The sequence below is a fragment of the Dinoroseobacter sp. S375 genome (assembly GCF_049800775.1).
In the GTDB taxonomy this organism is placed as follows: domain Bacteria; phylum Pseudomonadota; class Alphaproteobacteria; order Rhodobacterales; family Rhodobacteraceae; genus Dinoroseobacter.
The window spans coordinates 69,930-95,767 of sequence record NZ_JBNAFR010000007.1 but is presented as its reverse complement, the minus strand read 5'-3'; the positions used below and the strand labels follow the sequence as shown (position 1 = coordinate 95,767).

The following is a 25,838-nucleotide window of genomic DNA, read 5'->3' as shown; positions in this document are numbered from 1 at the left end:
TGGCCGTTGCACGGGCGCGCGAAGCGAGGCTCAGGAGCCGCTGGTCGTGCCGTAGCCCTCGCCGCTGCTGGCGGTGGGGTCCTGATAGACGCCCTGCTCTTTGAGCGCGTCGATCACCTCTTTGGGCATGTAGGTCTCGTCATGGCGCGCCAGAACCTCGGTCGCGACGAATACCCCGTCCCGCAGCGAGCCCGTGGCCACGGTGCCCTCGTTCTCACCAAAGAGATCCGGCAGAACGCCCGTATAGCTCACCGGCACCGAGGCGCCGCCATCGGTCACATTGAAGGTGATCGTCTCGGAGGTGCCGCGTACCAGCGTGCCCACTTCGACCAGACCGCCGATGCGGAACACCTCGCTCTCGGGCGGCGGGGCTTCGGCCACCTGACTGGGCGACCGAAAGAAGTTGATCCCGTCGCGCATGGCATAGCCGATCAGCGCCGTCGACACGGCAAGGGCCACCGCCGCGATGGCGAGAATCTGGATCCGGCGCTTCTTCTTCAATCCACGCATGGTGGCCTCCGCTGATCAGGGGCGCGTCAAGGAAAGACGGGCGCCAGCATGAGGCCCGTCGTCTCTTCAATATCTAACATCAGGTTGGCGTTCTGCAACGCCTGCCCCGAGCTGCCCTTGGTCAGGTTGTCGAGCGCCGCGATCACCACGACCCGCCCCGGCAGCCGGTCCGCGACCACCCCGATATGGACGAAATTCGAACCGCGCACATGGCGTGTGGACGGATGCTCCCCCTCCGGCAGAACCACGACAAAGGGTTCGTCCTCATAGGCGTCAGCCAGCGCGTCATAGACCTCGGACGCCTCTCCCTTTACATAAACAGTGGCCAGTATCCCCCTGTTTGCAGGCAACAAATGCGGCGTGAACTGCACATGGACCGGGCGCCCTGCAATCTCGGAGAACTCCTGATCGAACTCGCCCAGATGCCGGTGCGTCCCCCCCACCGCATAGGCGTGGGAGCCTTCGGAGAGCTCCGCATGCAGCAGGTTCTCCTTGAGGGAGCGCCCCGCCCCGGAGACCCCGGTTTTCAGGTCGATGATGATCTCGTCGAGGTCGATCACGCCAGCCGCGATAAGGGGTCGCAGGGCGTATTGGCCGGTCGCCGCATTGCAACCCGTCCCCGCCACGAGCCGCGCATCGCGGATCTGGGACCGGTAGAATTCCGTCAGGCCGTAAACCGCCTCCTTCTGCAGATCGAGCGCGTCATGGGCCCCGCCATACCATTTGGCATAGGCCTCCGGGTCGCGCAGCCGGAAATCCGCCGACAGATCCACGATCTTCACGGTGGTCGGCAATGTCGCGATCACCGCCTGGCTGGTGGCATGGGGCAGCGCACAGAAGACGAGGTCCACAGCCGCGAAATCGATGGCGTCGATCTTGACCAGATCCGGCAGATCCAGATGGCGCAGATGGGGAAACACCGTCCCCATGGCCTGCCCCGCCTTGCGGTCCGCGGACAGGGCCGTGATGCGCATTTGCGGGTGGGTGGCGATCAGACGAACGAGCTCGGCGCCGGTGTAACCGGACGCCCCGAGGATAGCGATATTGAACATGGGTGGTCTCTGACTGGCGATAGGACTTAGATGGAGGCTGCGGGCTCAGCCGCGCGAAACTCGATCTTGCGTCGGAGGAATTGCGTGGCCTTGTTGGACACCGATTGGATGTCCCCGGTGGTCAGGAAGCCCGACGCCTGCCCCGCGCCCAGCATCTCGGGACGCCGCTGCAGGTAGTCCGCAAGGCTCTCGGCCACAAGGTTCGCCTGGCTATAGACTTTCACATCTGCGCCCAGAGCGTCCTGAAAGATCTCCTGCATGAGCGGGTAATGGGTGCACCCAAGGATCGCCGCCTCCGGATGGGGCATGCGCCGCTTGAGAGCCTCCACATGGGACCGCACCAGCGCCTCGGCGAGGATCATGTCCCCGTCTTCGATGGCATCGACCAACCCGCCACAGGGCTGCGCCTCCACATCCACACCGATGGCGCGAAAGGCCAGCTCCCGCTGGAACGCCCGGCTCGACACGGTCGCTGGCGTCGCAAAAAGCGCCACATGCTTCACGGCCACCTCGCGCGGGGGGGAGTTGTCGCCCCATTGCCGCTCGGTCAGGGCCTCGATCAGCGGGACGAACACGCCCAGCACCCGCTTGTCCTCGGGGATCCAGCTCTCCTGCATGCGGCGCAGGGCGGCCGCCGAGGCGGTGTTGCAGGCCAGAATGACCAGATCGCAGCCCTCATCCCAGAGCTTTTCTACCGCATGGGTCGTCAGGTCATAGACATTGTCCGCGTCGCGCACGCCATAAGGCGCGTGCTTGTTGTCGCCGAAATAGACGAACGGCACCTCCGGCAGACGCCGGGACACGGCGTCCAGCACCGTCAGCCCTCCAAGGCCGCTATCGAATACACCGACTGCCATCAGATCCTGTGCTTGTCTTCGAATTCATGCCCATAGCCGTGCTCCAGCAACGGCTGTGGCGACAAGCGATAGGTCTCCTCGCGCAGAAAGTCCATCATTCCCTTGGGATTTGACAGATACGGCGCCAGTGCGTCGCGCCCCAACGGCTCACCCACCACGATCCGTACCGGGCCGCCGACCCGGGCCTTGAACTCCTTGATCAGAAGGGCCGTACGCAGATTTGCATGCAGATGGCTCGCCAGCTGGAACAGCCGCGAGTTGTGCCCCTCGAAAAAGATCGGGACCACGGTCGCCTCGGACTTCGCGATCATCCGCGCGGTGAAGCTGCGCCAGCCCGGATCCATCGGGTAGCCAAAGGGCGTGGCCGAGGTGCTCACCGTGCCGCCGGGAAAGATCCCGATGGCCCCGCCGCCATCGAGGAAAGAGAGCGCCTCTTTCCGCGTGGCGATGTTGAGCGCGATGGCCTCCTTCGTCTCATCGAAGCTGATGGGCAGGATGATCTTTTCGAGGTCGCGCGCCTTGCGAAATACCTGATGGGCGAGGATCCGATAGGCGTCCCGCCGGTGGCTCAGGATCTGGCCCAGGATCAGCCCGTCGAGAATACCGTAGGGATGGTTCGCGATCAGTACGAGCGGCCCCTCGGACGGGATATTGCTCAGACTGCCGCCGATCACCTCAAGCGACAGCTTGTAGCGCTCGGCCATCACATCCCAGAAATTGCGTCCCGCCGCGACTTCGTGCTCATAGCCCGCCGCCTGTTCGATCAGACGCAGCCGCCCCGTGGCATTCTCCGTCACACGGATCAGGGCCCGCCCCACTTTCGACTGGGCCGAGGACGCATAACTGATTTCACGGGCCACTTCGCGCGATGTGGACATGGCAGGCTCCACTGGATCTGACGTTTCCTGTACCGCAACTGGGCGGACAGCTCCAAGCTTATTCCGCAGCTTGGGCCATCCCGGTTTCCGCCGCCTCAAAAGCCAGCCAGAGCTCTTCGCGACGGGCGCGCATGGCGGTCTCGGCCTGCGCCTTCACCGGCCCGAAACCGCGCACCATATCCGGCCAGCCCAACAGGGCCGCCGCCGCATCGGCCCGCGCCGGGCTCAGCCCCGCCTGCACCTTGGCCAGATCCGCCTCGTAAAGCTTGATCAAGGCCCGCTCCCGCCGCCGCTCTTCGGTATAGCCGAATGGATCCAGCGGTGTGCCCCGCAGGATCTTCATCGCCGCGAGCGGCCCATAGAGTTTTTCGATCCATGCCCCAAAGGCGCGCTTGACCGGGCGCCCATCCTTGCCCGTCCGCGACAGGAGCGGCGGTGCCAGATGATAGGTCAGCTTGAGATCCCCGTCGAAGCTGTCCGCCGCCTTGGCGGCAGTCTCGCGCAGAAGCCGCGCGACCTCGTATTCATCCTTGTAGCTCAAGACCTTGTGGTAGTTGAGCGCGACAACCTCCTGCAGCGCGGGATCGGCAACCGCATCGACCGCGCGGCGGTACTTCCGGGCCAGACGCGCGGACTGATAATGGCGCAGATGCTCTTCGCGAAAGGCGATCTTTTCGGCGAGGGTCTTGGGCCGCGCCACCACCTCTGCGCTCAGCAAGCGCGCCGCCGCGTCGGGGTTCAGCACAGCCCAGCGGCCATAGTCAAAGGCGGTTTTGTTCCGCTCCACCGCCGCACCGTTGAGCTCGATCGCCCGCAGGATCGCGTCCCGGCTGAGCGGGATCAACCCGCGCTGCCAAGCGGCGCCCGTCATGAGCATGTTCGAAAAGATTGAGTCCCCCAGAAGCTTGCGCGCCAATGCGGAGCTGTCGAAGAAGTCCACGCCCTCCGCCCCCAGCCGCGCCTGCAACGAGACCTGCAGGTCCGCGCCGGGGATGCGGAACTCCCGATCCCGGGTGAAATTGCCGGTCACAATCTCGTGGCTGTTGACCACTGCGCGGGTCCGGTCCTGGGTCATCATGCCCTGTACCTTGCCGCTGGCCGTGACCACCAGATCGCCGCCAATCACCCCGTCCGCTTCGCCCACCGAGACGCGAACTGCCGTGATGTCTTCGGGGCGGTCCGCGATCCGGCAGTGGATCTGTACCGCGCCGCCCTTCTGGGCGAGACCGGCCATCTCCATCATGCCGACGCCCTTCCCCTCGAGCCGCGCGGCCATGGCGAGCGTGGCCCCGATGGTCACCACGCCCATGCCACCAACCCCGGTGATCAGCAGGTTGTGGGTCCCCGAGATCGCGGGCAGCACCGGTTCGGGCAGCACGCCGGTCTCGACCTCGGCAGTCGCCGCCTTGCGCAGGGTGGCGCCCTCGACCGTGACAAAAGAGGGGCAGAACCCCTTGAGGCAGCTGAAATCCTTGTTGCAGGCGGATTGATCCACCGCCCGTTTGCGGCCCAGCTCGGTCTCTTCCGGGACGATGGCCACGCAGTTGGACTGCACCCCGCAATCACCGCAGCCCTCGCAGACATCCGTGTTGATGAAGACCCGCTTGTCCGGATCGGGAAAGAGCCCGCGCTTGCGACGCCGACGCTTTTCGGCGGCGCAGGTCTGGATATAGAGGATCGCGGAAACGCCCTTGGTCTTGGCCAGATCCTCCTGCACCGCCATCAGGTCGTCCCGGCCGCTGCGGGGCAGATCGCCGGGAAAGGCCGAGAAATCGATCTCTTCCTTCTCATCATAGACGATGTGGATATGGCGCAGGCCAATCCCCTTGAGCTCCCATGCGATGCGCGCGGCATCGAGCCCGCCATCATTGGTCTGCCCGCCGGTCATCGCCACCGCGTCGTTGAACAGGATCTTGTAAGTGATGTTGGCATGGGCCGCATGGGCCGCACGGATCGCCTGAATGCCCGAATGGTTATAGGTCCCGTCGCCGATATTCTGGAACACGTGATCGCGGGTCGAGAATTTGCCCTCCCCGATCCAGTTAGCCCCCTCGCCGCCCATATGGGTGAACCCGGCCGTATCTCGATCCATCCAGAGCGCCATGTAGTGGCAGCCGATCCCGGCAAAGGCATGGGCCCCCTCGGGCACCTTGGTCGACGTATTGTGCGGGCAGCCCGAGCAGAAATAGGGCGTCCGCTGGGCCAGATCCGCTGCATTGTCCGCGCGCTTGGCCTCGGTCAGGCGGGCGAGCGCGCCCTCCAGCGCTTCCGAGCCGCGCCCCTCCTCGATCAGGACCTGCCCGAGGGTCTCGGCAATCGTCACCGGGTCGAGTGCGCCATAGGCCGGGAAGAGAACCTCGCCCGGGGCCTTCTCGCCGCCATAGACCCGCCGCCCGCGCCGGTCGTTGAAGATCGTCTCCTTGACCTGCACCTCCAGCAGCTTGCGCTTTTCCTCGACCACCACGATCAGGTCCAGCCCCTCGGCCCAGCCGAGGAACCCCTTGCGATCGAGCGGCCATGTCATGCCGACCTTGTAGGTGGTCACGCCGAGCGCCTCGGCCCGCGCCGCATCGATGCCAAGAAGATCCATGGCATGGCTCAGATCGAGCCAGTTCTTGCCCGCCGCCACGAACCCGATCTTGGCCCCCGGCTTGCCGAGCACCCGCTTGTCGATCCGGTTGGCATGGCCAAACGCCTCAGCGGCATAGCGCTTTTGCGAGATCAGCCGTTCTTCCTGCTGAGTCCAGCCATCCACCAGCCGAATGTTCAGACCACCCTCGGGCATGGCGAAATCCGGCGTCACGAATCGCATCCGATCCGCGCGGCCATCCACCACCGCCGTTGCCTCCACCGTGTCCTTCATGGCCTTCAGCCCGACCCAGACCCCGGCATAGCGGCTAAGCGCCCAGCCGAAGAGGCCGTAATCCAGGATCTCCTGCACGCCCGCAGGTGACAGAACCGGCATATAGGCATCGAGCAACGCGAATTCCGACTGGTGGCAGGTGGTGGAGCTTTCGCCCGTGTGGTCATCCCCCATCACGAAAATCACACCGCCATTGGGCGACGTGCCCGCGAGATTGGCGTGCTTCATGACATCGCCCGTGCGGTCCACGCCGGGCCCCTTGCCATACCACATGCCAAAGACGCCATCATGCCGCCCCTCGCCGCGCAGCTCGGCCTGTTGGGTGCCCCAGACCGCCGTGGCGGCCAGATCTTCGTTGAGACCGGGCTCAAATTCGATCCCGGCCGCACGCAGCGTATCGATATTCTGGCCCATCTGCTGATCCACCGCGCCCAGCGGTGAGCCGCGATAGCCGGTCACGTAACCCGCGGTGTCGAGCCCCGCGGCGCGGTCCCGCGCGGCCTGCATCAGGGTCAGCCGGACCAGTGCCTGCGTGCCATTCAGCAGCACGGGCGACGCCTCCAGATCCAGACGATCGGACAGGTGAACCTCAAGCAAACTCATCGCGAACCCTCCCAGACGGTCAAAGCTGACATTAATGTAGGTCAAAATTCCTGACCTACAAAATCAATTTCGCGCCAAAGACTTCATTGCGCGCAGAGCCCCCTTGCGGGTAACTGTTAGCGCAAAATGCAACTCACAGGGACATTATCGGACCATGGATTGGGACAAACTGCGGATCTTCCACGCGGTCGCGGATGCGGGCAGCCTGACACATGCGGGCGATTCCCTGCATCTGAGCCAATCGGCCGTCAGCCGCCAGATCCGCGCCCTTGAGGAAAGCCTCAACACGATCCTCTTTCACCGCCATGCGCGTGGTCTGATCCTGACCGAACAGGGCGAGCTTTTGTTCGATGCCACGGCAGCCATGTCCAAACGGCTCGAGGCCGCCTCGGCCCGGATCCGGGACAGCGAGGAAGAGGTTTTTGGCCAGCTCCGTGTGACCACCACGATCGGGTTCGGCTCTCTCTGGCTCGCTCCGCGCCTTTCGCGGCTCTATGAGCGCTACCCGGACCTCAACGTGGATCTGATGCTCGAAGAGCGCGTGCTCGACCTGCCCATGCGCGAGGCCGATGTGGCCATCCGCATGAAAGAGCCGAGCCAGGCGGATCTGATCCGCAAGAAGCTGATGACGATCCGCATGCGGCTCTATGCGTCGCCGAGCTATCTGGCGCGCAATGGCCGCCCGTCAAAGATCAGCGACATCTCGGACCATCGGATCATCTGCCAGAACAGCGACAGCGCCCAGGTCAGCGCGGGCGGGCTGCTCGTGCGCGAGATCTTCAACAACGATGTCACCCACTCGCTGATGGTGAACAACTATTTCGGGGTGCTGCAGGCGGTGATCAACGACCTCGGGATCGGGGTGCTGCCAGATTACCTCGTCACCGATTTTCCGCAGCTCGAACAGGTCATCCCCGACTTTGAAAGCAGCGATGTCCCGGTCTTTCTCGCCTATCCCGAGGAGCTTCGCCACTCCAAGCGAATCGAGGCGTTTCGCGACTTCGTGGCCGAGGAAGTCATCGCCTATCGGCGCGCAAAACGGGATGTCGACGAGTAGCTATGCAATTCCGTCATAGCGGAATTGCGCACCTGCGGCATTTTTCATTCTTGATCGAAAATGAGGCGCGTCCTATCTGATGTGCATAGGACAACGGCATGTTGTTCTATACCTCCCTGTTGGACTTAGGCCGAGCTTATGCTCGGCCCTTTTTTTTGCCGATTTCTCAAACCCATACCGCCCGGAGATGCAAGCCCCCGTTCCGGCATTTGCAGACCCGCGCCCGCCTTGCCGCTCGGCTACGCGACCTCAACCCACGCTTACGCTGCATCCGCATCCGGCTCTGACAGCTGCCGCGTCCACATGGCAGCGTAGCGCCCGCCATTGCCCACAAGGGCCTCATGGGTGCCTTGCTCCACCACCACGCCGTTTTCCAGCACGATGATCAGATCCGCCTCGACCACCGTGGAAAGCCGGTGCGCGATCATGATCACACTGCGCCCCTCGCCCATGGCGGCAAGGCTGTCCTGAATATCCCGCTCCGTCTCGCTATCGAGCGCGGAGGTCGCCTCATCCAGCAGCAGGATCGGCGGGTCCTTGAGAAGCGTCCGCGCGATGCCGACCCGCTGCTTCTCACCACCGGACAGTTTCAGTCCGCGCTCGCCCACCTTGGTCTCGTAGCCCTCGGGCAATGTCTGGATGAAGTCATGGATCTTCGCGGCCCGCGCCGCCGCCTCGATCGCGGAACGGCTCGCGTCGGGGCGGCCATAGGCGATGTTGTAGTAGATCGTGTCATTGAAGAGCACCGTGTCCTGGGGCACGACACCGATCTGCGCGTGCAAGCTCTCCTGCGTGATGTCGCGCACATCCTGTCCGTCGATCCGCAGCGCGCCCTCTGAGACATCGTAGAACCGGAAGAGCAGCCGCCCGATGGTCGACTTGCCCGATCCCGAGGGCCCGACAATGGCGATGGTCTGCCCAGCCCCCACGCGCAGGCTGACCCCCTTGAGGATGGGCCGCGCGGCGTCATAACCAAAGACAACGTCCTCCAGCACCACCTCGCCGCCCGTCACGCGGATCTCGGGGGCATCCGGCTTGTCCTGGACCTCGGCGGGCTGCTCCAGCAGGTCGAACATGTCGCCCATATCGATCAGCGCCTGCCGGATCTCGCGATACACTGTTCCGAGGAAATTCAGCGGCTGGGTGATCTGCAGCATATAGGCGTTGACCATGACGAAATCGCCCACGGTCAGATCGCCGCGCTGCACCCCGAGCGCGGCCAGAACCATCACCCCCACCAGTCCCGAGGTGATCAGGACGGACTGGCCGAAATTCAGAAAGCCCAGCGTATAGCTCGTGCGCAGGGCCGCCGCTTCATAGCCCTCCATGGCGCCGTCATACCGCTCCGCCTCGCGCCGCTCGGCCCCGAAATACTTGACGGTCTCGAAATTGAGCAGACTATCGATGGCCTTCTGGTTCGCGTCGGTGTCCTGCCGGTTCATCTCGCGCCGGATCCGCACGCGCCATTCCGTGACCTTGAAGGTGAACGCCACATAGAGCGCGATGGTGGCCGCCACGACCAGCAGATAGCTCGCATCGAAATAGACGAACAGGATGATCGAGATGAGCGAAAGCTCGAGGATCAGCGGCCCGATCGAGAACAGCATGAACCGCAAGAGGAACTCGACCCCTTTCACCCCGCGCTCGATGATCCGGCTGAGTCCGCCGGTCTTGCGCGTGATGTGATAGCGCATGGACAGCCGGTGAATATGGGTGAAGGTCTCGAGCGCCAGCGTGCGCAGCGCACGTTGTCCGACCTTGGCAAAGATGACATCGCGCAGCTGCTGGAAGCCCACGGTCATCAGCCGGGCCATGCCATAGGCCACGGTCAGCCCGACCGCCCCCACCGCCAGTAGCATCGGCCCCGAAGGCGCATCACCCGCAAGCGCATCCACGGCGAGTTTGTAGAAAAAGGGCGTGCCCACGGCGATCAGCTTGGCCATGACCAGCGCTGCCATGGCCAGCACCACCCGGCGTTTCACCCAAGGCATGCTGTCGGGCCAGAGATAAGGTGCCACGCGGCGGATCACCATCCAGCCGGAACGTCGTGTTTCACTGTCACTGGGTTCGTCAGAAAGTCGGGCACCGCGCATGGGCGGCAACCTAGACAGTGCGCCGGCGGAAGGCCAGAGGGCTTAGGGCTCGGGGACCGTAAAGACCTGACCGGGATAGATCAGGTCCGGATTGCGGATCCGATCGCGATTGGCGTCGAACACCCGGACGAACTGGGTGCCCTCGCCGTAATTCTCCCGCGCGATCTGCCACAGGGTGAAGCCCGGCTGCACGGTCACGATCCCCGCGACGGAGCGCGCGGTCTCGGGGCCCTCGGGCTCAGTGGGTGCGGCATCCGTTGGGACGGCGGTGCTGTCGTCTGCGGGTTGCTCGGCGGATTGGGTGGCGGCGGCGGCGCGCACCGCATCTTCGGGGATCGCCCGCTCGAACGGCGTTTCGAACCGGGACAGCACGGCGCCATTGGCGTCCACCTCATCGGCGCGCAAGGTGTAGAGCCCGCTCTTGATCCCCGTCACCCGCGCCTGCCAGATCCCGGCCTCGGCAACGGAGGCCCGGTGGGCCAGTGCATTGTTGAGATAGATCCGCACCTCGCGTCCTGGCACGGCCCGACCCAGCAGGATGACCTCGCCCCCCGCATCATAGGAGATCGTATCGATCACCACGTTGCGCGATTGCGGCACACCCGGGCGCGCGGGCTGCGCGCGTGGAGCGGCGGGGCGCGCAACTCCGGCCTCGGAGACGATCACCACCTGCGGCGCTTCGGCGACCAAGGTTTGCTCCGGCGCGGTTTCGGGGGTCGTGGCGCTGTCCGTATCGGACAGCGCGGACGCGCTCTGTCCCGCCGTCGGGGGACACTCGGTCTCGATCGACGGGGGCTGCGTGGCATCGGCGCGCAGGATCGCCTGCGGGGCCGCAGGCGCTTGGGCGATGGGCCCGGCAAAGGGCGACACCAGCGCGGTTTCCTTCGAGGCCATCACAGCGCCCGACGTCCATTCGGCCTCGAGCGTCATGGACCGCGCCGCTTGCGACGGGGCGAGATCGAACAGAGCCACGAAATTGCCGCGACGGTCCGCCGTTGTTTCGGCCACCATCTCGCCATCCACAAGGACACGGACCGTCTCTCCGGGCGCAGCACTGCCGGCCACCACGGCGCCACCGGCCGGGTCCACGCGGATCACGTCAAAGGCCGGTGCATCGTCGGCGGCCTCGGCGGTATCAGATGGGGCGGGTTGCGGGTCCGGCGCGGCGGTTGCCAACTCAGGCTCTGCTGGCTCGGCAACTGGATCCGCGGGGGCGACCGCGCTCTGAGTGGGGGCCGGTTGCGGCGCCTCTTCAACCTTTGCGGGCGGAGCGGCGGGCAGCACGGGCGCCGCGTCAGAGGCGGCCTCGGACCTCGTCGCTGGGCGTGTCTCGGAACTCGTCTCGGGGCTTGCCACAGGGTTTACCTCGGGGGCGGGCTTGGGCGCGCTTTCAGGCGCCGGATCCACTGCAGCCGTCTCGGACGTGTCTTCCGGATCCGGGCTCAGCACGCCCCAGGCCAGCAGGCCCGCCAGCACCAGAACGGCCGCCGTCAGACCTCCGGACAGGATCTGGCTCATCCCGCCGCCTCGCGCTGTCCGTGAATGGCTTCTGCCCATCTCCGCTCTCCGGTTTTGCATGCGCATCCCCGGTGATGACGGGCAAGGCATATGCGTTTTGCGAGATACAGTACCTTATGCACATGTTTACAAAGGGGAAAGGGTCAATCACACAGGCGTGTGACAGTGCAGTCAGCCCCGGAGATGAAAAATATGGCCTCGATATGTGTCTTTTGCGGGGCCCGCCCGGGCCGCGACCCTGCCTATGAAGCCGCCGCAACGGCACTTGGCGGCTGGCTGGCCAAGGCGGGCCATCAGCTGGTCTACGGTGCCGGAGATGTGGGGCTCATGGGCCATGTCGCCCGCGCCTGTCAGGAGGCCGGGGGCGACACGTTCGGGGTTATTCCGACCCATCTTCTGGAGATGGAGGTGGGTAAAACCGACCTCAGCCGGTTCGTCGTCACCGAGACCATGCATGAGCGCAAGAAGGTGATGTTCACCAACTCGAACGCCATTGTCGTGCTGCCGGGCGGGGCCGGATCGCTCGACGAGTTTTTCGAAGTGCTGACTTGGCGACAACTCGGCCTGCATGACAAACCTCTGTATCTGCTGAACATTCAGGGATACTGGGATCCGCTGATCGATCTGGTGGATCACGTGATCGCCCAGGGCTTTGCCAATCCGAGCCTGCGCGAGATGATCACGGTCTGCACGGATCTGGGCAATCTGCAAACACGGCTGGCGGCAGATCTGGCGGGCTAGGACGGCCTATCGGGCAGATTGCAGACCAGCAGCCCACTGATAAGCGAGGCGGGAACACACATGAAATAGCCTCGGGCAACGAAACGCACCGTAGCCACTGATCTGCCCGGCTGTGATGCCAGAGCCCCGTTAACGTTCCGTGAGTGAAAAACGACTTTTTTGTAACGCGCGCGGGGATCGGACGGATTTTAGCGATTTTGTCGCAGTCGGATGCCCGATCAGCGTGGCAATTCTGCCGCTTCTGCCGCCAGTTTCGTGATGCCGGCCCAGTCGCCGGCCTCCATCAGGGCCGCCGGCGCGACCCAGGAGCCGCCGACGCAGAGCGTATTGGACAGGCTCAGATAGGTCGGTGCATTGGCCAGAGACACGCCCCCCGTGGGGCAGAACGACACCTGCGGCAGGGGCGCGCCGATGGATTTCAGCGCAGGCGCGCCGCCATTGGCCTCGGCGGGAAAGAACTTCTGCACGGTATAGCCACGCTCCAGCAGGGCCATCACCTCGGTCGAGGTCGCCGCGCCGGGCAGCATCGGCAGATCCGCAGCCTCGGCCGCGTCCAGCAGTGTCGGCGTCGCCCCCGGCGAAACCCCGAAGAGCGCGCCAGCCGCCTTGGCCGCCGCCACATCCGCAGGGGTCAGCAGGGTCCCTGCCCCGACGACCCCGCCTTCGACCGCTGCCATCTCGGCAATCGCCTCGAGCGCCACAGGGGTGCGCAGCGTGACCTCCAGCGCGGGCAAACCGCCCGCGACCAACGCCTCGGCCAGGGGCCGTGCATGGGCCAGATCATGGATGACCAGCACCGGGATGACCGGCGCCAGACCACAGATATCGCGCGCCTGGGCGCTTGCTTCGCTCGGGGTCATGTCGCTCTCCTTAAACCACCACGCCAGCACCGCTGCTCGCCGGGCCGACGCTGCCGCGGAACACTTCGAACAGCTCGCGTCCGATGCCGTGGGAATTCGCACTGAGATCCGGCGTGGCCGGGGCGCGGTCCTCGATGCCGTCTTCCAGCACCTCCAGCACACCGTTCACCGCATCCACGCGCACCAAGTCGCCGGTCTGCACCTTGGCCATCAGCCCGCCATCCAGCGCCTCGGGGGCGACATGGATCGCCGCCGGAACCTTGCCCGATGCACCGGACATCCGGCCATCGGTGACCAGCGCGACCTTCAGCCCACGGTCCTGCAACACGGCCAGCACCGGGGTCAGGGCGTGCAGCTCGGGCATGCCATTGGCCTTGGGCCCCTGGAACCGCACGATGACGACCGTATCCTCGGTGAATTCACCCGCTTTGAACGCCGCCTTCACCGCGTCCTGGCTTTCAAAAACCCGGGCGCGGGCCTCGATCAGATGGCGCTCGGGGGCCACGGCAGAGACTTTCATCACCCCGCGTCCCAGATTGCCCTTCAGCTCCTTGAGACCACCGCTCGCCGCGAAACCATCGCTCGCCGGGCGCAGGATCTTGGCATTCAGGCTCTCGCCCGGCCCGTCTTCATAGCGCAGCTGCCCATCGATCAGCTTGGGCTCGCGCGCGTAATCGGCCAGCCCATCCCCGGCGATGGTCTTGGTGTCGGGATGCAGCAGGCCTTCATCCAGCAGCTCGCCGATCATGTAGGACAGACCGCCCGCCGCGTGGAAATGGTTCACATCCGCCAAACCGTTCGGATAGACCCGCGCCATGAGCGGCGTGACCTCGGACAGATCCGCGAAATCCTGCAGGTCGAGCAACACGCCCGCTGCCCGCGCCATGGCAGGCAGGTGGATCACGAGGTTGGTCGAGCCCCCGGTGGCCATCAGCCCCACAAGACCGTTCACAAACGCCTTGGCATCCAGCACATCGCAGACCGGGCGGTAATCATTGCCCAGCATCGTCACCGCAGCCAGCCGCTCGGTCGCGGCGTCGGTCAGGGCCTCGCGCAGGGGCGTGCCCGGATTGACGAAGGACGCGCCCGGCAGGTGGAGCCCCATGAACTCCATCAGCATCTGGTTCGAATTCGCGGTCCCGTAAAAGGTGCAGGTGCCCGGTCCGTGATAGGAGGCCATCTCGGCCTCCATCAGCTTGTCGCGCCCGATCTCGCCCGTGGCAAATTGCTGGCGCACCTTGGCCTTCTCGTCATTCGGCAGGCCGCTGACCATAGGCCCGGCCGGAATGAAGACGCCCGGCAGGTAGCCGAAGGTCGCCGCCGCGATCACGAGCCCGGGCACGATCTTGTCACACACCCCGAGATAGGCCGCCGCGTCAAAGGTGTTGTGGCTGAGCGCCACGCCCGTGGCGAGCGCGATCACGTCGCGCGAGAACAGGCTGAGCTCCATCCCGGCCTGACCCTGGGTGACCCCGTCGCACATGGCCGGTACACCGCCAGCAACCTGCGCCGTGGCGCCGACGCGGCGGGCGGCCTCCTTGATCCGGTCCGGATAGGTCTGGAACGGCTGATGCGCGCTGAGCATGTCGTTATAGGCGGTGACAATCCCGATATTGGCGCTGCGCTCGGCGACGAGGGCGTCCTTGTCTCCGCCCATGGCCGCATAGGCATGGGCCTGGTTGCCACAGCTCAGATGCGCGCGGCGCGGCCCGTCTTCGGCGGCGCGCCGCATCCGTTCGAGATAGGTCGCGCGCGCCTCTGCACTGCGCGCCTCGATACGGGCGGTGACCTCGTGAACAGTGTTATGGAGTGCCATGGATGTCTTCCCTCCGCATCACGCGACTATGGGGCGCGTCTTAGACCGTTAGCGCTAACTTCGCAATGGCCATGAGACTGAAAGAACGATAGCGCCCCCCGCGCAGGGGGCAACGGTCTGCGCGGGCTTGTGCACAGCACCCCGGAACGGGCCGGGACGTGCCATTGCACAAACGCCATAGCGGGCATGCAAAGACCACCCCTACTCGAATGCGGCACTGCAGCGTAAATCAAGGACAACCAAGCCGGAGTAGATGATATGAAAACCGTTGTTGCCCATCGCGAACCCGTCGACCTGACCGCAGTCGAGCGTCAAGCCCATGACCTGCGTGCCCAAGCCACTGCAGCTGCCTTCCGCAGCGCCTGGACCTGGCTCGGCGACCACCTGCATTTCGGCAAATCCCCCAGCGCCAGCTGATCGGGCGTCGCGCGGCTGACCGCGCGACACGCCACGCGGGCCAAGTCGCTTGCGCCCTTTCCCAGACTTGCGAGGCAGGATAGGGAAGCGCATGTCCGACTCCTCCTCCCTGCCCCGCATTCGCCTGAAACCCAAAGCCGACGCCCGCGCCCTGCGCCATGGCGCGCCATGGGTCTATGCCGACGATCTGGTCACGGACCGCCGGACAAAAGCCCTCGCCCCGGGCAGTGTCGCCATTCTCGAAGATGCAGAGCGCACGCCGCTGGGGCTCGCCGCCGTCTCGCCGGGCTCCAAGATCATCGCACGGATGCTGGACCGCGATCTGGAGGCCCGGATCGACCGGGACTGGTTCACCGCGCGTCTCGGCGCCGCCCTGCGCCTGCGCGAGCAACTCTATACCACCCCCTATTACCGTCTCGTCCATGCCGAAGGCGATGGCCTGCCCGGGCTGATCATCGATCGGTTCGGCGATACCTGTGTGCTGCAACCGAACGCCGCCTGGCTCGAGAGCCGGTTGGAGGATCTGACCGCCGCGCTGCAAGCCGTAACCGGCGTGCGCCACATCCTGAAATCCGCCTCGGGCCGGACCCGCAAGCTCGAAGGGCTCGACGATGTCAGCCTGCCCTTGCTGGGCACCCCGCCCGACCGGGTCGAAGTCCCGATGAACGGTGCGATCTACATCGCCGATCTGGCCGCAGGTCAGAAAACCGGCCTCTTCTATGACCAACGCCCGAACCATGCCTTTGCGGCCAAGATGGGCCGGGGCGGCCGCGTGCTCGATGTGTTCAGCCATGTGGGCGGGTTCGGGCTTGCCGCGCTCGCGGCGGGTGCCGAGACCGCGCTCGCGGTGGATGGCTCCGCCGCCGCGCTGGAGCTGGCCGCCGAGGGGGCGGCTGCCATGGGCGTGGCCGATCGGTTCGAGACCCGGAAATCCGACGCCTTCGCCGCGCTCGAAGCGCTGAATGCCGAGGGCGCGCTGTTTGATCTGGTGGTCTGCGACCCGCCGGCCTTTGCCCCGTCCAAACCCGCGCTGCAGCAAGGGCTGCGGGCCTATGAACGGGTCGCCCGTCTCGCCGCGCCATTGGTGGCCCCGGGCGGCGCGCTGATGCTGTGTTCCTGCTCCCATGCGGCCGAGCTGCCGAAGTTTCGGTCTTCGTGCCTGCGGGGCATCGGGCGCGCCGGGCGCAGCGCGCAGATCCTCTATACGGGCGGAGCGGGCCCGGACCACCCGCTTCATGCCCAGCTTGGCGAGACGGGCTATCTCAAAGCGATCCTGGTCCGCCTCCTGCCATGAGGGCACGGATCCTGCTCGATGCCTGCGTGCTCTATCCGACGCTCATGCGTCAGATGCTGGTCACCACGGCGCGGGCGGGGGCGTTTGAGCCCCTCTGGTCCCCCCGGATCCTTGATGAATGGCGCCACGCCGCGGCACGCTCCGGCCCCGTCGAGGCCGAGATCGTGCGCGCCGAGATCGCGCTGCTGACCTCCGGGTTCCCGGGCGCGATGGTCGCCCCCGACCCCGACCTGATCGACCGCCTGTCCCTGCCCGACCCGGATGATCGGCATGTGCTGGCCGCCGCCCTTTCCGGGCGCGCCGAGGCCATCCTCACGGCCAATCTCAAGGATTTCCCCACCCGCACGCTCAGCCGCCACGGGGTCCTGCGCTATGACCCGGACGGGTTTTTCTGCGATCTGCTGACCGAGGATGGGGAGTTGGCGGACACGCTCCTGCCACCGATCACGCTGGCGGCAGAGCAGCTGGGCAAAAGCCCGAAATCAATCCTGAAGAAATCCCGCCTGCCCCGGCTGGCCAAGCGTCTCGGGCTCTAGCGCGGCACGACCCAACGCTCTTCCAGCGCTTCGATGGCGCGGATCCGCTGCTCGGTCTTGGGATGGCTCATGAGCCAGGCCGGTGCCTGCGCCCGCCCACCCCCTGTGGTCAGCTCCTCGAGCTTGCGAAAGAGCGACTTCTGCGGCGCCGTGCCGATCCCGGCCTTGGTCAGCAGGGCCGAGGCATAGGCATCCGCCTCATACTCATCGCCCCGGGACAGGCGTGCCGCCAGCAAGGTGACCAGCATATTGGCAATCGGAACGCCGACGAAGGGAATGAACCGCCCCAGTACCGTGGCCAGCGCCACCCGGATCGCATTCTGGCCGGAAAAGTCGATCATCCGGCGGCGCGAATGGCCAAGGGCCACATGACCGAGCTCATGGGCGATGACCGAAGCCATCTCGGCGGCGGTCACCTCACCGGTCTGATACTTGCGGAAAAAGCCCCGGGTGATGAAGATCCGGCCATCGGGCGCGGCCAGCCCGTTCACCGGGTCGACCTCGTAGATATTGACCTTGATCTCCTTGAGGTCGAGCGACTCCGCCATCCGCGCGGTCAGCTTGCCCAGCTCCCGGTCCCGCAGGGGCGTCGAGCGCTTATCGAGCTCGCGCGCGGTGCGCTTGGCCCCGATCAGATAGAGGCCAAGACCATAGAAAATCGCCAGCAGCAGGGGGGTCAGTTTCAACATGACTAAGATATGGGGTGACCCCGCCCGGCAACAAGAGGCTTAGCGCGGCGCGCGCTCGGCCCGGCCCGCACGCCCCCCCTTGCGACGCGGCGCGGGCGGCTCCTCCATCGCGGCACTGAGCACGGCTGTCATCGGATGTTGCGGCGCGTCCGGGCCGTAATGGGCCAGCAGGATCGAGACATCCTCGCGCGGATCGGCCGGGGATTTCGACCCCAGCGCCCAGTCGAGAAAGATCGAGCGGCAATCCCAGATCGTGATCCCCTCGATCCGGTAGGCCTCGCGGATCAGGTGCCGCGGGTCGAGCCGCGCCAGCACCGCCGGGTCGAACAGCGCAGGATCCGGCATCGGTCGGTCATCGGACTGGGTCACGGTTTGGGCTCCTCTGCAGTCTCGGGCGTGTCCTTGGGCAAACTAGCGGCACCGGCCAGCCGGTCGAGCACGGTTGCGACCACCTCTGCACTCTCGGCGGCCCCGTCGGCCATGGCCGCCGCCAATGCGGGCATATCCGGGTCCTCGGTCTGGCGCAGCACGAAATCGCGCCCGCCCGCGCCGACCACCTCCGGATCGAGCGCCTTGTCGCTGAGCAGCCGCGTCGCCTGCTGCACTTGCCGCAAGCGTGTGACTTGCGCGGTCAGACAGCCCGCCTCATCCTCGGTCAGCAACCCGGCCGCCGCGCCCGCGCGCAGTTGTGCGCCGGTCTCCGCCCCGGGAGATCCGGCCACCAGCGCGACGGTCTGCGCCAGAAGTTCGATATCCTGCAGACGTCCCGGACCTAGCTTGGCCTCATAGGCGCTCTCGGCGGGTTTGGCCGCATCAAGACGCGCGCGCATGTCTTTGACATCCTGCGCGATTTCACGCCCCCGCCCGGGCCCCTTGCGTTGCAGAAGGGCACAGCGGAACGCTTCGAAATCTGCGGCCAGAGTGTCAGGATGCTCGCCAGCCTCGGCCACCACCCGGGCGCGGGTCAGGGCCAGATGCTCCCATGTCCAGGCGTCGCGGTCCTGATAGCTCTGGAACGCCTTCCAGGAGGTTGCTACCGGCCCCTGCCGCCCGGAAGGGCGCAGCCGCATGTCGATCTCGTAAAGCCGCCCCTCGGACATCGGTGCCGAGAGCGCGGTGATCATCGCCTTGGTCAGCTTGGCATAATAGGGCCCGGGCGCGAGCGGTCGCGGCCCTTCGGACATCTCTTGGCCCTGGCCGTCATAGACCACGATCACATCCAGATCCGACTGCGCCGTCAGCGTGCGCGCCCCAAGCGAGCCCATCCCCACCAGCACCGCACCGCGTCCGGGGGGCGGGCCGTGCCGGCGCGCGATCTCCTCGGCCGCGAGGGGCCAAAGGCAGGCGAGGATCACCTCGGACAGGTCCGTATATTGATGCGCGACCACCGGTTCCTGAATGAGCCCGCGCAGATGATGCACCCCGATCCGGAAATGCCATTCCTTCTGCCAGCGGCGCGCGGTGTCGAGCTGGCTTTCATAGTCGCGTGCCCGATGCAGCCGCCAGGCGAGATCCGCGCGCAGCGCGGCGCGCCCGGGCCATTCGTCAAAGAACGGGCCCGCGATCACCGCATCCAGCACCGAGGAATTCGCCGCCAGATATCCCGAGAGCAGCGGCGCGGTGGCGCAGATATCCACGATCAGGTCGATCAGGGACGGGTTTGCCTCGAACAGCGAAAACACCTGAACACCGGCAGGCAGGCCTTTGAGAAACTTGTCAAAATTCCCGAGGGCCTCATCCGGGCGCGCCGCTGCATCAAGCCGCGAGAGGATCTCGGGGCGCAGCCGGTTGAAAATCTCCACCGCGCGCGGCGAACGCAGGGCCGGATAGCTGGGCCAGCGGTCCAGCACATCCTGCATGCCCGGCGCAATCTCGGGCCCTGCCGGTGCGCGCGCCCCACTGCGCTCGGGGGCGAAGAAGGGCTCGGTCAGGGCCGCGACCTCTTCCAGCCTCTCGGTCAAGTGCCTGCGCAGGACGGCGGTGTCGCCCTCGCCCATCAGGCAGGCCAGACGTCGGAACCCGTCCGCATCCTTGGGCAGGGCGTGGGTCTGGGAATCGAGCACCATCTGCACCCGATGTTCCACCTCCCGGTGATCGCGGTAATGGGCGCTCAGGACCTCGGCATCTTCGGGCCGGACCCAGCCCTTGGTGGCCAGAACCGCTAGACCTTCGACCGTGCCCCGCACCCGCAGATCCGGGTCGCGCCCGCCCGAGATGATCTGCCGGGTCTGGGTAAAGAACTCGATATCGCGAATACCGCCGCGCCCGAGCTTCATGTCATGCCCTTCCAGCGCGATCCCGCCATTGCGCGCCCCGAAGAGCCCCTTATGGGCGCGGATCCGCATCCGCATGTCATGGGCATCCTCGATCGCCGCGAAATCCAGATGCTTGCGCCAGATGAACGGGGTCAGATGGTCGAGATACCGCGCCCCCGCCGCCAGATCCCCCGCCGAGGGCCGCGCCTTGATATGGGCGGCACGCTCCCATGTGCGCCCGAGGGATTCGTAATAGCGTTCCGCCGCCTCCATGGCGATGCAGACCGGCGTGACCGAGGGGTCGGGACGCAAGCGCAAATCCGTGCGAAAGACGTAGCCATCCCCGGTGTGATCGGCCATGAGCGCCACGGTCTTGCGCGTCACCCGGACAAAGGCGGCCCGCGCCTCGGCATAATCCGACGGGTCGAACCGGGTCTCGTCAAAGAGGCAGATCAGATCGATATCCGAGGAGTAGTTCAGCTCATGGGCCCCCATCTTGCCCATGGCCAGCATCACGAGACCCGCCGCCTCAGGCAGCGCTTCTTCGTCCTGCCCGGGCACCCGGCCCCGCCGCAATTCCGGCAAGAGCGCGCTGCGCAGGGCGGCCCCGAGTGCCTGATCGGCAAACTGTGTGAGGGAGCCCGTGACCTCTTCGAGAGACCAGACCCCGGTCAGGTCCGCGAACCCGATCAGCAAGGCGATCCGTCGCTTGGCCACGCGCAGCGCGAGCTTGACCTCATCCAGCGGGCCCGCCGCCAAGCCAGTGATCAGGTCTGCGCGCGCGCCTTCGGGATCCTCGAGCGCGCTGGCCAGCCAGGTTGCCTCGCGCGCAAGCAAGCCTTCGAGATAGGGGCTCGCCCCCGCCATCCCCACAAGCGCTTCGCGCAGGGCCCCCGAGGCGTCGGGCATATGGCGTGCCACGGCCTCCGCCCCGCGCGCAGGGTCATAGGGCAGCGGCGCGCGCGTGATCCGGGTGTCCATCGTCATGGCGCGAGCCTGCGACTGCAACGCCGGAGCGTCAAGGCGCGGTCGCACAGACAGTCAAAAAGAAGAATGGTGGGTGATAAGAGATTCGAACTCCTGACATCTTCGATGTGAACGAAGCGCTCTACCACTGAGCTAATCACCCGTGGGCGTGGGTTTAGCGAGACTGCGCAGCCTGTGCAAGCGCACAAATGCACCTTGGGCAAATCAGTCTGGATCCGGCAAAACCCCTGCACCCGAAGGGGGGGGTCGCGGTTGCGGTTTGGCGAGTGCGGGCCGTGTCGATTGCGGGCCGCGCCTCGCATCTGGCCCCCCACCATGCGCCGTGACCGCAGGGCGTGGGGCGCTTTGCGGAATGCCTTGGGACAGCCCACTGAGCGCCACGATTTCGCCATGGCCCCTCGATAGTTCAAATTCATCGCAAGTTTGTACCGAGTATCAGCCATGACCCGCATCGCACTGACCGCCGCCCTGATCGCTGGGCTTCCCCTCGCCGCAACCGCCGCTCCCGTCCAGTGGAGCACCGCCGATGGCGGCAATGGCCATTACTACGAACTGATCACGACGAAGAAGACCTTCGCTGACGCCTCGGCCGCGGCCCAGGCCTCGACCCATGCGGGGCTGAGCGGTCATATCGTGACGATCACCTCCGCCGAGGAGCAGGCCTTTCTCGACGATCTGAACACCAGCCAGATGGAAGCCTGGATCGGCGCGTCCGATACGGATGAGGAAGGCGTGTTTGCCTGGATCACCGGCCCCGAGGCGGGCACCGTGTTCTATACCACCACCGATGGCACCCAGACCTATGCGAACTGGAACCCGGGCGAGCCGAATGACTGGGGCTCGGGCGAGGATTACGTCGAAGGCTGGTTCGGCGGCGCCAAGGACTGGAACGACATCAAGGCCAGCAACAAGAACGCCTATATCGTGGAATACTCGGTCGTGGCCCCGATCCCGCTGCCCGCGGCACTGCCGCTGATGCTGCTGGGTCTCGGCGCTCTGGGCTACGCGCGCAAGCGCAAGGGCTGAGCCGCCCTCGCCCGGGTCACGCCCGGTGCGCATCCCAAGCCAATGCCGTGACCCCGCCGGGCCATGGCGCAAACGCCAACCGGCGGAACTTACGGGCGCGGGCCCGCCACAACAGTGACGGGCCGCGCTTCGATCTGGGTATTTTCGGTATTTGTCAGCACACGGTCCCCGATCATCAGAACCCCGTCATCCGACACGGAAAGCGGTTCGGACAGGCTGGTTCCGGGCAAGGGGGCGACGTCCTCCAGTCGGGCATCGCAATCACTGATCCGCCAGACGCCATCCCCGCCCTGGGCAAGGGCAACGATCACGCCCGCCGTGCCGCTGACCTCCATTGGCAAGTCCGGCAAGGTCGAGAGCGTGAATGACGCCGTATAGGACAGTTCGTACCGCACCACGAACCGCTGATCGGCGGTGAAACCGGGTAGACCCGGATCGAGGAAATAGGACTGATCCAGCATATCCAAAGTGTAGCTTGCATCGCTGCCACTTGCGGCGAGGCCCGCGTCGATCTCGGCGCGGGCCAATGCCGTGGCGGGTGCGCATCGGGTTTCAAGCGCCCGCGGCAGGGCCACATGGTCCCAATTGCGCGGATTCACCCAGTCCGTGTTGGGGTCTCCCGAAGGTCCGGCAAACTCAGCCTCGATCTCGGCCAGCCGTCGCGACCGTGCGTCTCCGATCAGAAGATAGCCGAATTCGGAATGCAGGTTGCGTCCGGGGATCTGATCGAACACCGAGAGGTAAACCGACACGGCAAAGAGATCTCCATCCGCGCTTTGCACGGCATCAAACACCCAGCCCTGGATGGTTCGCGCGATCGGGACATCCGCAGTCACCGGCGTCTGGGACACCGCTTCGTAGGGCAGCCGCGCCACTTGAACGCCCTTGGTGATCGGGTCCCGGATGGGGATGCCCAGAACCACTTCGCCACGTTCGAATTCATCTCCGGGGTTCTGGCGGAACCGCGTTCCATAGACAAAAACCGGCCCCTCAGTCGGGCGATTGACCATCGCGTCAAAATCGATGGAGGGTCGAATAATCTCGCGCCCGTCCGGTCCCAACAGACGTTCTCCGAGCCTGCCGATGGCGTCGAGATCGACAATGACGTCCTGCGCCCAAAGGGGCAGTCCCATGGCAAGCGTCAAGGACGCGGCGCAGGCGGATACCCTGAAATTCATGGGTAAGAACTCCTTCAATAGGCAAAATGGTGCGTAAGCGGCCTGCCACGCCACTGCGGCAGCGCCATCGAAAAGGACGTGCGATCTTGAAATATCTGACGCTACGTTAGCGGCACGTCAGTTGACCGCTCAAGAAAAAAGCCCCCCGGGACATCCCGAGGGGCTTTGTAAGCTTGAAAAACCGTCAGGTCAGTGCGCGACGGCGCCCTGCCCTTGCTTCTCGGCCATGGCTTTCTGGGCGGCGGCGGCCTCTTCGGCCTCCTCATCCCATTCGATGGCTTCCGGTGTCGCGACCAGCGCCTGCTTGAGCACCTCGGAGACATGGGACACCGGAATGATGGTCAGACCATCCTTCACGTTGTCCGGGATCTCCGGCAGGTCCTTCTCGTTTTCCTGCGGGATGAGCACCGTGGTGATCCCCCCGCGCAGGGCCGCGAGCAGCTTTTCCTTCAACCCGCCGATGGGCAGGACATTCCCGCGCAAGGTGACCTCGCCGGTCATGGCGATGTCCTTCTTGACCGGGATCTGCGTCAGCACCGAGACGATGGAGGTCACCATCGCGATGCCGGCACTCGGCCCGTCCTTCGGGGTCGCCCCCTCGGGCACGTGGACGTGGATGTCCCACTTGTCAAAGCGCGGCGGCTTCACCCCGATCTGCGGGCTGATCGAGCGGACATAGCTCGAGGCCGCATCGATGCTCTCTTTCATCACGTCGCCCAGCTTGCCGGTGGTCTTCATCCGACCCTTGCCCGGCAGGCGCAGCGCCTCGATGCTCAACAGATCCCCACCGACAGAGGTCCAGGCCAGCCCGGTCACGACACCGATCTGATCCTGCTCTTCCGCGAGCCCATACTTGAACCGCTTCACGCCCAGCATGTCCTCGAGGCTGTCCTCGGTGACCTCGACCGTCTCGGCCTCTTTCTTGACGATCTGCGTCACGGCCTTCCGGGCGAGCTTGGCAATCTCGCGTTCCAGGTTCCGCACGCCCGCTTCGCGGGTATAGCGGCGGATGATCTCCTGCAGGGCCTCGTCGGACAGAGAGAACTCGTCCTTCTTCAGCCCGTGGTTCTTCACCTGCTTGGAGATCAGGTGCTGCTTGGCGATCTCGGCCTTCTCGTCCTCGGTGTAGCCCGCGAGCGAGATGATCTCCATCCGGTCCAGAAGCGGACCCGGCATGTTGTAGGAGTTCGCCGTGGTCAGGAACATCACGTTCGAGAGGTCATACTCAACCTCGAGATAGTGATCGACAAAGGTGCCATTCTGTTCCGGGTCGAGAACCTCCAGCATGGCAGAGGCCGGGTCGCCCCGGAAATCCTGCCCCATCTTGTCGATCTCATCGAGCAGGATGAGCGGGTTCGTGGTCTTGGCCTTTTTCAGCGCCTGGATGATCTTGCCGGGCATGGAGCCGATATAGGTCCGGCGGTGACCGCGGATCTCGGATTCGTCGCGCACCCCACCCAGAGAGATCCGGATGAACTCACGCCCCGTCGCCTTGGCCACGGATTTCCCCAGAGAGGTCTTGCCGACGCCCGGAGGCCCCACGAGGCACAGGATCGGCCCCTTGAGCTTCTTCGAGCGCTGCTGCACCGCGAGATACTCGACGATCCGCTCCTTGACCTTTTCCAGCCCGTAGTGATCCGCGTCGAGCACGTCTTGTGCCTTGTTCAGATCCTTCTTCACCCGGGATTTGGTGCCCCAGGGGATCGACAGCATCCAGTCGAGATAGTTCCGCACCACCGTGGCTTCGGCGGACATCGGGCTCATGTTCTTGAGCTTCTTTATCTCGGCATCGGCCTTTTCGCGGGCTTCCTTGCTCAGCTTGGTCTCAGAGATCCGTCCTTCGAGTTCGGCCACCTCATTGGCACCGTCCTCTCCATCGCCGAGCTCCTTCTGAATGGCCTTCATCTGCTCATTCAGATAATACTCGCGCTGGGTCCGCTCCATCTGGCTCTTGACCCGGGACTTGATCTTCTTCTCGACCTGCAGAACGCTCATCTCGCCCTGCATCAGGCCATAGACCTTCTCCAGACGCTCGGCGACGCTCAGGGTCTCAAGCAGATCCTGTTTCTGCCCAACCTCGATGCCGAGATGGCCGGACACCATATCCGCCAGCTTGGCCGGCTCTGTGCTGTCGGCGACGGCAGTCAGGGCTTCTTCGGGGACGTTCTTCTTGATCTTGGCATAGCGCTCGAACTCGGCACTGACCGAACCGACCAGCGCGCGCAAGGTCTCGGCATCGCCCGCATCTTCTTCCAGAAGGATGGCGTTGGCCTCGAAGAAGTCCTCGTTGTCGGTGTAATCGGTGATCTCGACCCGCTGGCGGCCCTCGACCAGCACCTTCACGGTGCCATCGGGCAGTTTCAGCAGCTGCAGCACATTGGCGAGCACGCCAAAGGTGAAGATCCCGTCAGGGGTCGGATCATCCACGCTGGGATCGATCTGGCTCGACAGCAGGATCTGCTTGTCGTCCTTCATGACCTCTTCGAGCGCACGCACGGATTTCTCGCGGCCAACAAAGAGCGGAACAATCATGTGGGGGAAGACCACGATATCACGCAGCGGCAATACCGGGTAACTTTGGTTGAGTGTCTCAGACATGCTCGGTCCT

General features: G+C 65.2%; 20 protein-coding genes and 1 tRNA gene. 6 read left to right on the top strand and 15 right to left on the bottom strand.

The features are described from left to right. Positions 1 to 30 precede the first annotated feature (30 nt). Genes ccmE through ACP150_RS15515 form a run of 5 tightly spaced genes read right to left on the bottom strand, consistent with a single transcriptional unit; the run spans position 31 to position 6,763 of the window. Positions 31 to 510 (bottom strand): cytochrome c maturation protein CcmE, encoded by a 480-nt coding sequence (gene ccmE, locus ACP150_RS15535; protein WP_424967578.1) that lies wholly within the window; start codon positions 508 to 510, stop codon positions 31 to 33. A gap of 26 nt (positions 511 to 536) precedes the next feature. Then, positions 537 to 1,562 (bottom strand): N-acetyl-gamma-glutamyl-phosphate reductase, encoded by a 1,026-nt coding sequence (gene argC / locus ACP150_RS15530; RefSeq protein WP_424967577.1) that lies wholly within the window; start codon positions 1,560 to 1,562, stop codon positions 537 to 539. Positions 1,563 to 1,588: 26 nt separating this feature from the next. After that, positions 1,589 to 2,419: a glutamate racemase gene (gene murI / locus ACP150_RS15525; protein ID WP_424967576.1), complete on the bottom strand. Its 831-nt coding sequence runs from the start codon at positions 2,417 to 2,419 to the stop codon at positions 1,589 to 1,591. Continuing rightward, on the bottom strand, positions 2,419 to 3,297 hold the full coding sequence (locus tag ACP150_RS15520) for a lysophospholipid acyltransferase family protein (RefSeq protein ID WP_424967575.1): 879 nt from the start codon (positions 3,295 to 3,297) through the stop codon (positions 2,419 to 2,421). The genes murI and ACP150_RS15520 overlap by 1 nt, the downstream gene beginning before the upstream one ends. Positions 3,298 to 3,355: 58 nt before the next feature. Further along, entirely contained in the window at positions 3,356 to 6,763 is a 3,408-nt protein-coding gene (locus ACP150_RS15515; RefSeq protein WP_424967574.1) for an indolepyruvate ferredoxin oxidoreductase family protein, read from the bottom strand. 154 nt (positions 6,764 to 6,917) lie between these two features. Here ACP150_RS15515 and ACP150_RS15510 point away from each other — a divergent pair, with 154 nt between their 5' ends. After that, entirely contained in the window at positions 6,918 to 7,820 is a 903-nt protein-coding gene (locus tag ACP150_RS15510; RefSeq protein ID WP_424967573.1) for a LysR family transcriptional regulator, read from the top strand. A 260-nt stretch (positions 7,821 to 8,080) separates the two neighbouring features. Here the strand turns inward: ACP150_RS15510 and ACP150_RS15505 are convergent, their stop codons facing one another. Beyond that, positions 8,081 to 9,913, bottom strand: coding sequence for an ABCB family ABC transporter ATP-binding protein/permease (locus ACP150_RS15505; RefSeq protein ID WP_424967572.1), 1,833 nt, complete (start codon positions 9,911 to 9,913; stop codon positions 8,081 to 8,083). Between the two features lie 42 nt (positions 9,914 to 9,955). After that, positions 9,956 to 11,431, bottom strand: coding sequence for a LysM peptidoglycan-binding domain-containing protein (locus tag ACP150_RS15500; protein ID WP_424967571.1), 1,476 nt, complete (start codon positions 11,429 to 11,431; stop codon positions 9,956 to 9,958). A gap of 192 nt (positions 11,432 to 11,623) precedes the next feature. Here ACP150_RS15500 and ACP150_RS15495 point away from each other — a divergent pair, with 192 nt between their 5' ends. After that, positions 11,624 to 12,172: a TIGR00730 family Rossman fold protein gene (locus ACP150_RS15495; RefSeq protein ID WP_424967570.1), complete on the top strand. Its 549-nt coding sequence runs from the start codon at positions 11,624 to 11,626 to the stop codon at positions 12,170 to 12,172. Positions 12,173 to 12,390: 218 nt separating this feature from the next. Here ACP150_RS15495 and eda read toward each other — a convergent pair whose 3' ends face one another. Then, positions 12,391 to 13,032: a bifunctional 4-hydroxy-2-oxoglutarate aldolase/2-dehydro-3-deoxy-phosphogluconate aldolase gene (gene eda / locus ACP150_RS15490; RefSeq protein ID WP_424967569.1), complete on the bottom strand. Its 642-nt coding sequence runs from the start codon at positions 13,030 to 13,032 to the stop codon at positions 12,391 to 12,393. A 10-nt stretch (positions 13,033 to 13,042) separates the two neighbouring features. Beyond that, positions 13,043 to 14,848, bottom strand: a complete 1,806-nt coding sequence (gene edd / locus ACP150_RS15485; RefSeq protein ID WP_424967568.1) for a phosphogluconate dehydratase — start codon at positions 14,846 to 14,848, stop codon at positions 13,043 to 13,045. 258 nt (positions 14,849 to 15,106) lie between these two features. Between edd and ACP150_RS15480 the strand changes: the two genes are divergently transcribed. The 3 genes from ACP150_RS15480 to ACP150_RS15470 all read left to right on the top strand — a co-directional run bounded on the left by ACP150_RS15480 (position 15,107) and on the right by ACP150_RS15470 (position 17,095). Next, on the top strand, positions 15,107 to 15,265 hold the full coding sequence (locus tag ACP150_RS15480; protein ID WP_424967567.1) for an RSP_7527 family protein: 159 nt from the start codon (positions 15,107 to 15,109) through the stop codon (positions 15,263 to 15,265). A gap of 91 nt (positions 15,266 to 15,356) precedes the next feature. Continuing rightward, positions 15,357 to 16,559 carry an RSP_2647 family RNA methyltransferase gene (locus ACP150_RS15475; protein ID WP_424967566.1) on the top strand — a complete coding sequence of 401 codons (1,203 nt, stop codon included), beginning with the start codon at positions 15,357 to 15,359 and terminating at the stop codon, positions 16,557 to 16,559. Beyond that, a complete protein-coding gene (locus ACP150_RS15470) occupies positions 16,556 to 17,095 on the top strand; it encodes an RSP_2648 family PIN domain-containing protein (RefSeq protein ID WP_424967565.1) in 540 nt (179 codons plus the stop codon). Before ACP150_RS15475 ends, ACP150_RS15470 begins: the two co-directional genes overlap by 4 nt. Here the strand turns inward: ACP150_RS15470 and ACP150_RS15465 are convergent. The 4 genes from ACP150_RS15465 to ACP150_RS15450 all read right to left on the bottom strand — a co-directional run bounded on the left by ACP150_RS15465 (position 17,092) and on the right by ACP150_RS15450 (position 21,168). After that, the gene (locus ACP150_RS15465; protein WP_424967564.1) at positions 17,092 to 17,784 is read right to left on the bottom strand and encodes a M48 family metallopeptidase; all 693 of its coding nucleotides are present in this window, start codon (positions 17,782 to 17,784) and stop codon (positions 17,092 to 17,094) included. The genes ACP150_RS15470 and ACP150_RS15465 overlap by 4 nt on opposite strands. 39 nt (positions 17,785 to 17,823) lie before the next feature. Beyond that, the gene (locus ACP150_RS15460) at positions 17,824 to 18,153 is read right to left on the bottom strand and encodes a hypothetical protein (protein ID WP_424967563.1); all 330 of its coding nucleotides are present in this window, start codon (positions 18,151 to 18,153) and stop codon (positions 17,824 to 17,826) included. After that, positions 18,150 to 21,026 (bottom strand): glutamine-synthetase adenylyltransferase, encoded by a 2,877-nt coding sequence (locus ACP150_RS15455; RefSeq protein ID WP_424967562.1) that lies wholly within the window; start codon positions 21,024 to 21,026, stop codon positions 18,150 to 18,152. Before ACP150_RS15455 ends, ACP150_RS15460 begins: the two co-directional genes overlap by 4 nt. A 67-nt stretch (positions 21,027 to 21,093) precedes the next feature. Beyond that, positions 21,094 to 21,168 (bottom strand) — tRNA-Val (locus ACP150_RS15450). A 299-nt stretch (positions 21,169 to 21,467) separates the two neighbouring features. Between ACP150_RS15450 and ACP150_RS15445 the strand changes: the two genes are divergently transcribed. Next, positions 21,468 to 22,052 (top strand): lectin-like protein, encoded by a 585-nt coding sequence (locus ACP150_RS15445; protein ID WP_424967561.1) that lies wholly within the window; start codon positions 21,468 to 21,470, stop codon positions 22,050 to 22,052. Between the two features lie 89 nt (positions 22,053 to 22,141). Here the strand turns inward: ACP150_RS15445 and ACP150_RS15440 are convergent, their stop codons facing one another. Next, positions 22,142 to 23,185 (bottom strand): hypothetical protein, encoded by a 1,044-nt coding sequence (locus ACP150_RS15440; RefSeq protein ID WP_424967560.1) that lies wholly within the window; start codon positions 23,183 to 23,185, stop codon positions 22,142 to 22,144. 234 nt (positions 23,186 to 23,419) lie between these two features. Then, positions 23,420 to 25,828: an endopeptidase La gene (lon, locus tag ACP150_RS15435; protein WP_424967559.1), complete on the bottom strand. Its 2,409-nt coding sequence runs from the start codon at positions 25,826 to 25,828 to the stop codon at positions 23,420 to 23,422. Between the last annotated feature and the right edge of the window lie 10 nt (positions 25,829 to 25,838).

What these genes read in the sequence shown, in the direction of transcription:
- ccmE (WP_424967578.1), bottom strand. Translation starts at nt 510, where the DNA reads ATGCGTGGATTGAAGAAGAAGCGCCGGATCCAGATTCTCGCCATCGCG.
- argC (WP_424967577.1), bottom strand. Translation starts at nt 1,562, where the DNA reads ATGTTCAATATCGCTATCCTCGGGGCGTCCGGTTACACCGGCGCCGAG.
- murI (WP_424967576.1), bottom strand. Translation starts at nt 2,419, where the DNA reads ATGGCAGTCGGTGTATTCGATAGCGGCCTTGGAGGGCTGACGGTGCTG.
- ACP150_RS15520 (WP_424967575.1), bottom strand. Translation starts at nt 3,297, where the DNA reads ATGTCCACATCGCGCGAAGTGGCCCGTGAAATCAGTTATGCGTCCTCG.
- ACP150_RS15515 (WP_424967574.1), bottom strand. Translation starts at nt 6,763, where the DNA reads ATGAGTTTGCTTGAGGTTCACCTGTCCGATCGTCTGGATCTGGAGGCG.
- ACP150_RS15510 (WP_424967573.1), top strand. Translation starts at nt 6,918, where the DNA reads ATGGATTGGGACAAACTGCGGATCTTCCACGCGGTCGCGGATGCGGGC.
- ACP150_RS15505 (WP_424967572.1), bottom strand. Translation starts at nt 9,913, where the DNA reads ATGCGCGGTGCCCGACTTTCTGACGAACCCAGTGACAGTGAAACACGA.
- ACP150_RS15500 (WP_424967571.1), bottom strand. Translation starts at nt 11,431, where the DNA reads ATGAGCCAGATCCTGTCCGGAGGTCTGACGGCGGCCGTTCTGGTGCTG.
- ACP150_RS15495 (WP_424967570.1), top strand. Translation starts at nt 11,624, where the DNA reads ATGGCCTCGATATGTGTCTTTTGCGGGGCCCGCCCGGGCCGCGACCCT.
- eda (WP_424967569.1), bottom strand. Translation starts at nt 13,032, where the DNA reads ATGACCCCGAGCGAAGCAAGCGCCCAGGCGCGCGATATCTGTGGTCTG.
- edd (WP_424967568.1), bottom strand. Translation starts at nt 14,848, where the DNA reads ATGGCACTCCATAACACTGTTCACGAGGTCACCGCCCGTATCGAGGCG.
- ACP150_RS15480 (WP_424967567.1), top strand. Translation starts at nt 15,107, where the DNA reads ATGAAAACCGTTGTTGCCCATCGCGAACCCGTCGACCTGACCGCAGTC.
- ACP150_RS15475 (WP_424967566.1), top strand. Translation starts at nt 15,357, where the DNA reads ATGTCCGACTCCTCCTCCCTGCCCCGCATTCGCCTGAAACCCAAAGCC.
- ACP150_RS15470 (WP_424967565.1), top strand. Translation starts at nt 16,556, where the DNA reads ATGAGGGCACGGATCCTGCTCGATGCCTGCGTGCTCTATCCGACGCTC.
- ACP150_RS15465 (WP_424967564.1), bottom strand. Translation starts at nt 17,784, where the DNA reads ATGTTGAAACTGACCCCCCTGCTGCTGGCGATTTTCTATGGTCTTGGC.
- ACP150_RS15455 (WP_424967562.1), bottom strand. Translation starts at nt 21,026, where the DNA reads ATGACGATGGACACCCGGATCACGCGCGCGCCGCTGCCCTATGACCCT.
- ACP150_RS15445 (WP_424967561.1), top strand. Translation starts at nt 21,468, where the DNA reads ATGACCCGCATCGCACTGACCGCCGCCCTGATCGCTGGGCTTCCCCTC.
- ACP150_RS15440 (WP_424967560.1), bottom strand. Translation starts at nt 23,185, where the DNA reads ATGGGACTGCCCCTTTGGGCGCAGGACGTCATTGTCGATCTCGACGCC.
- lon (WP_424967559.1), bottom strand. Translation starts at nt 25,828, where the DNA reads ATGTCTGAGACACTCAACCAAAGTTACCCGGTATTGCCGCTGCGTGAT.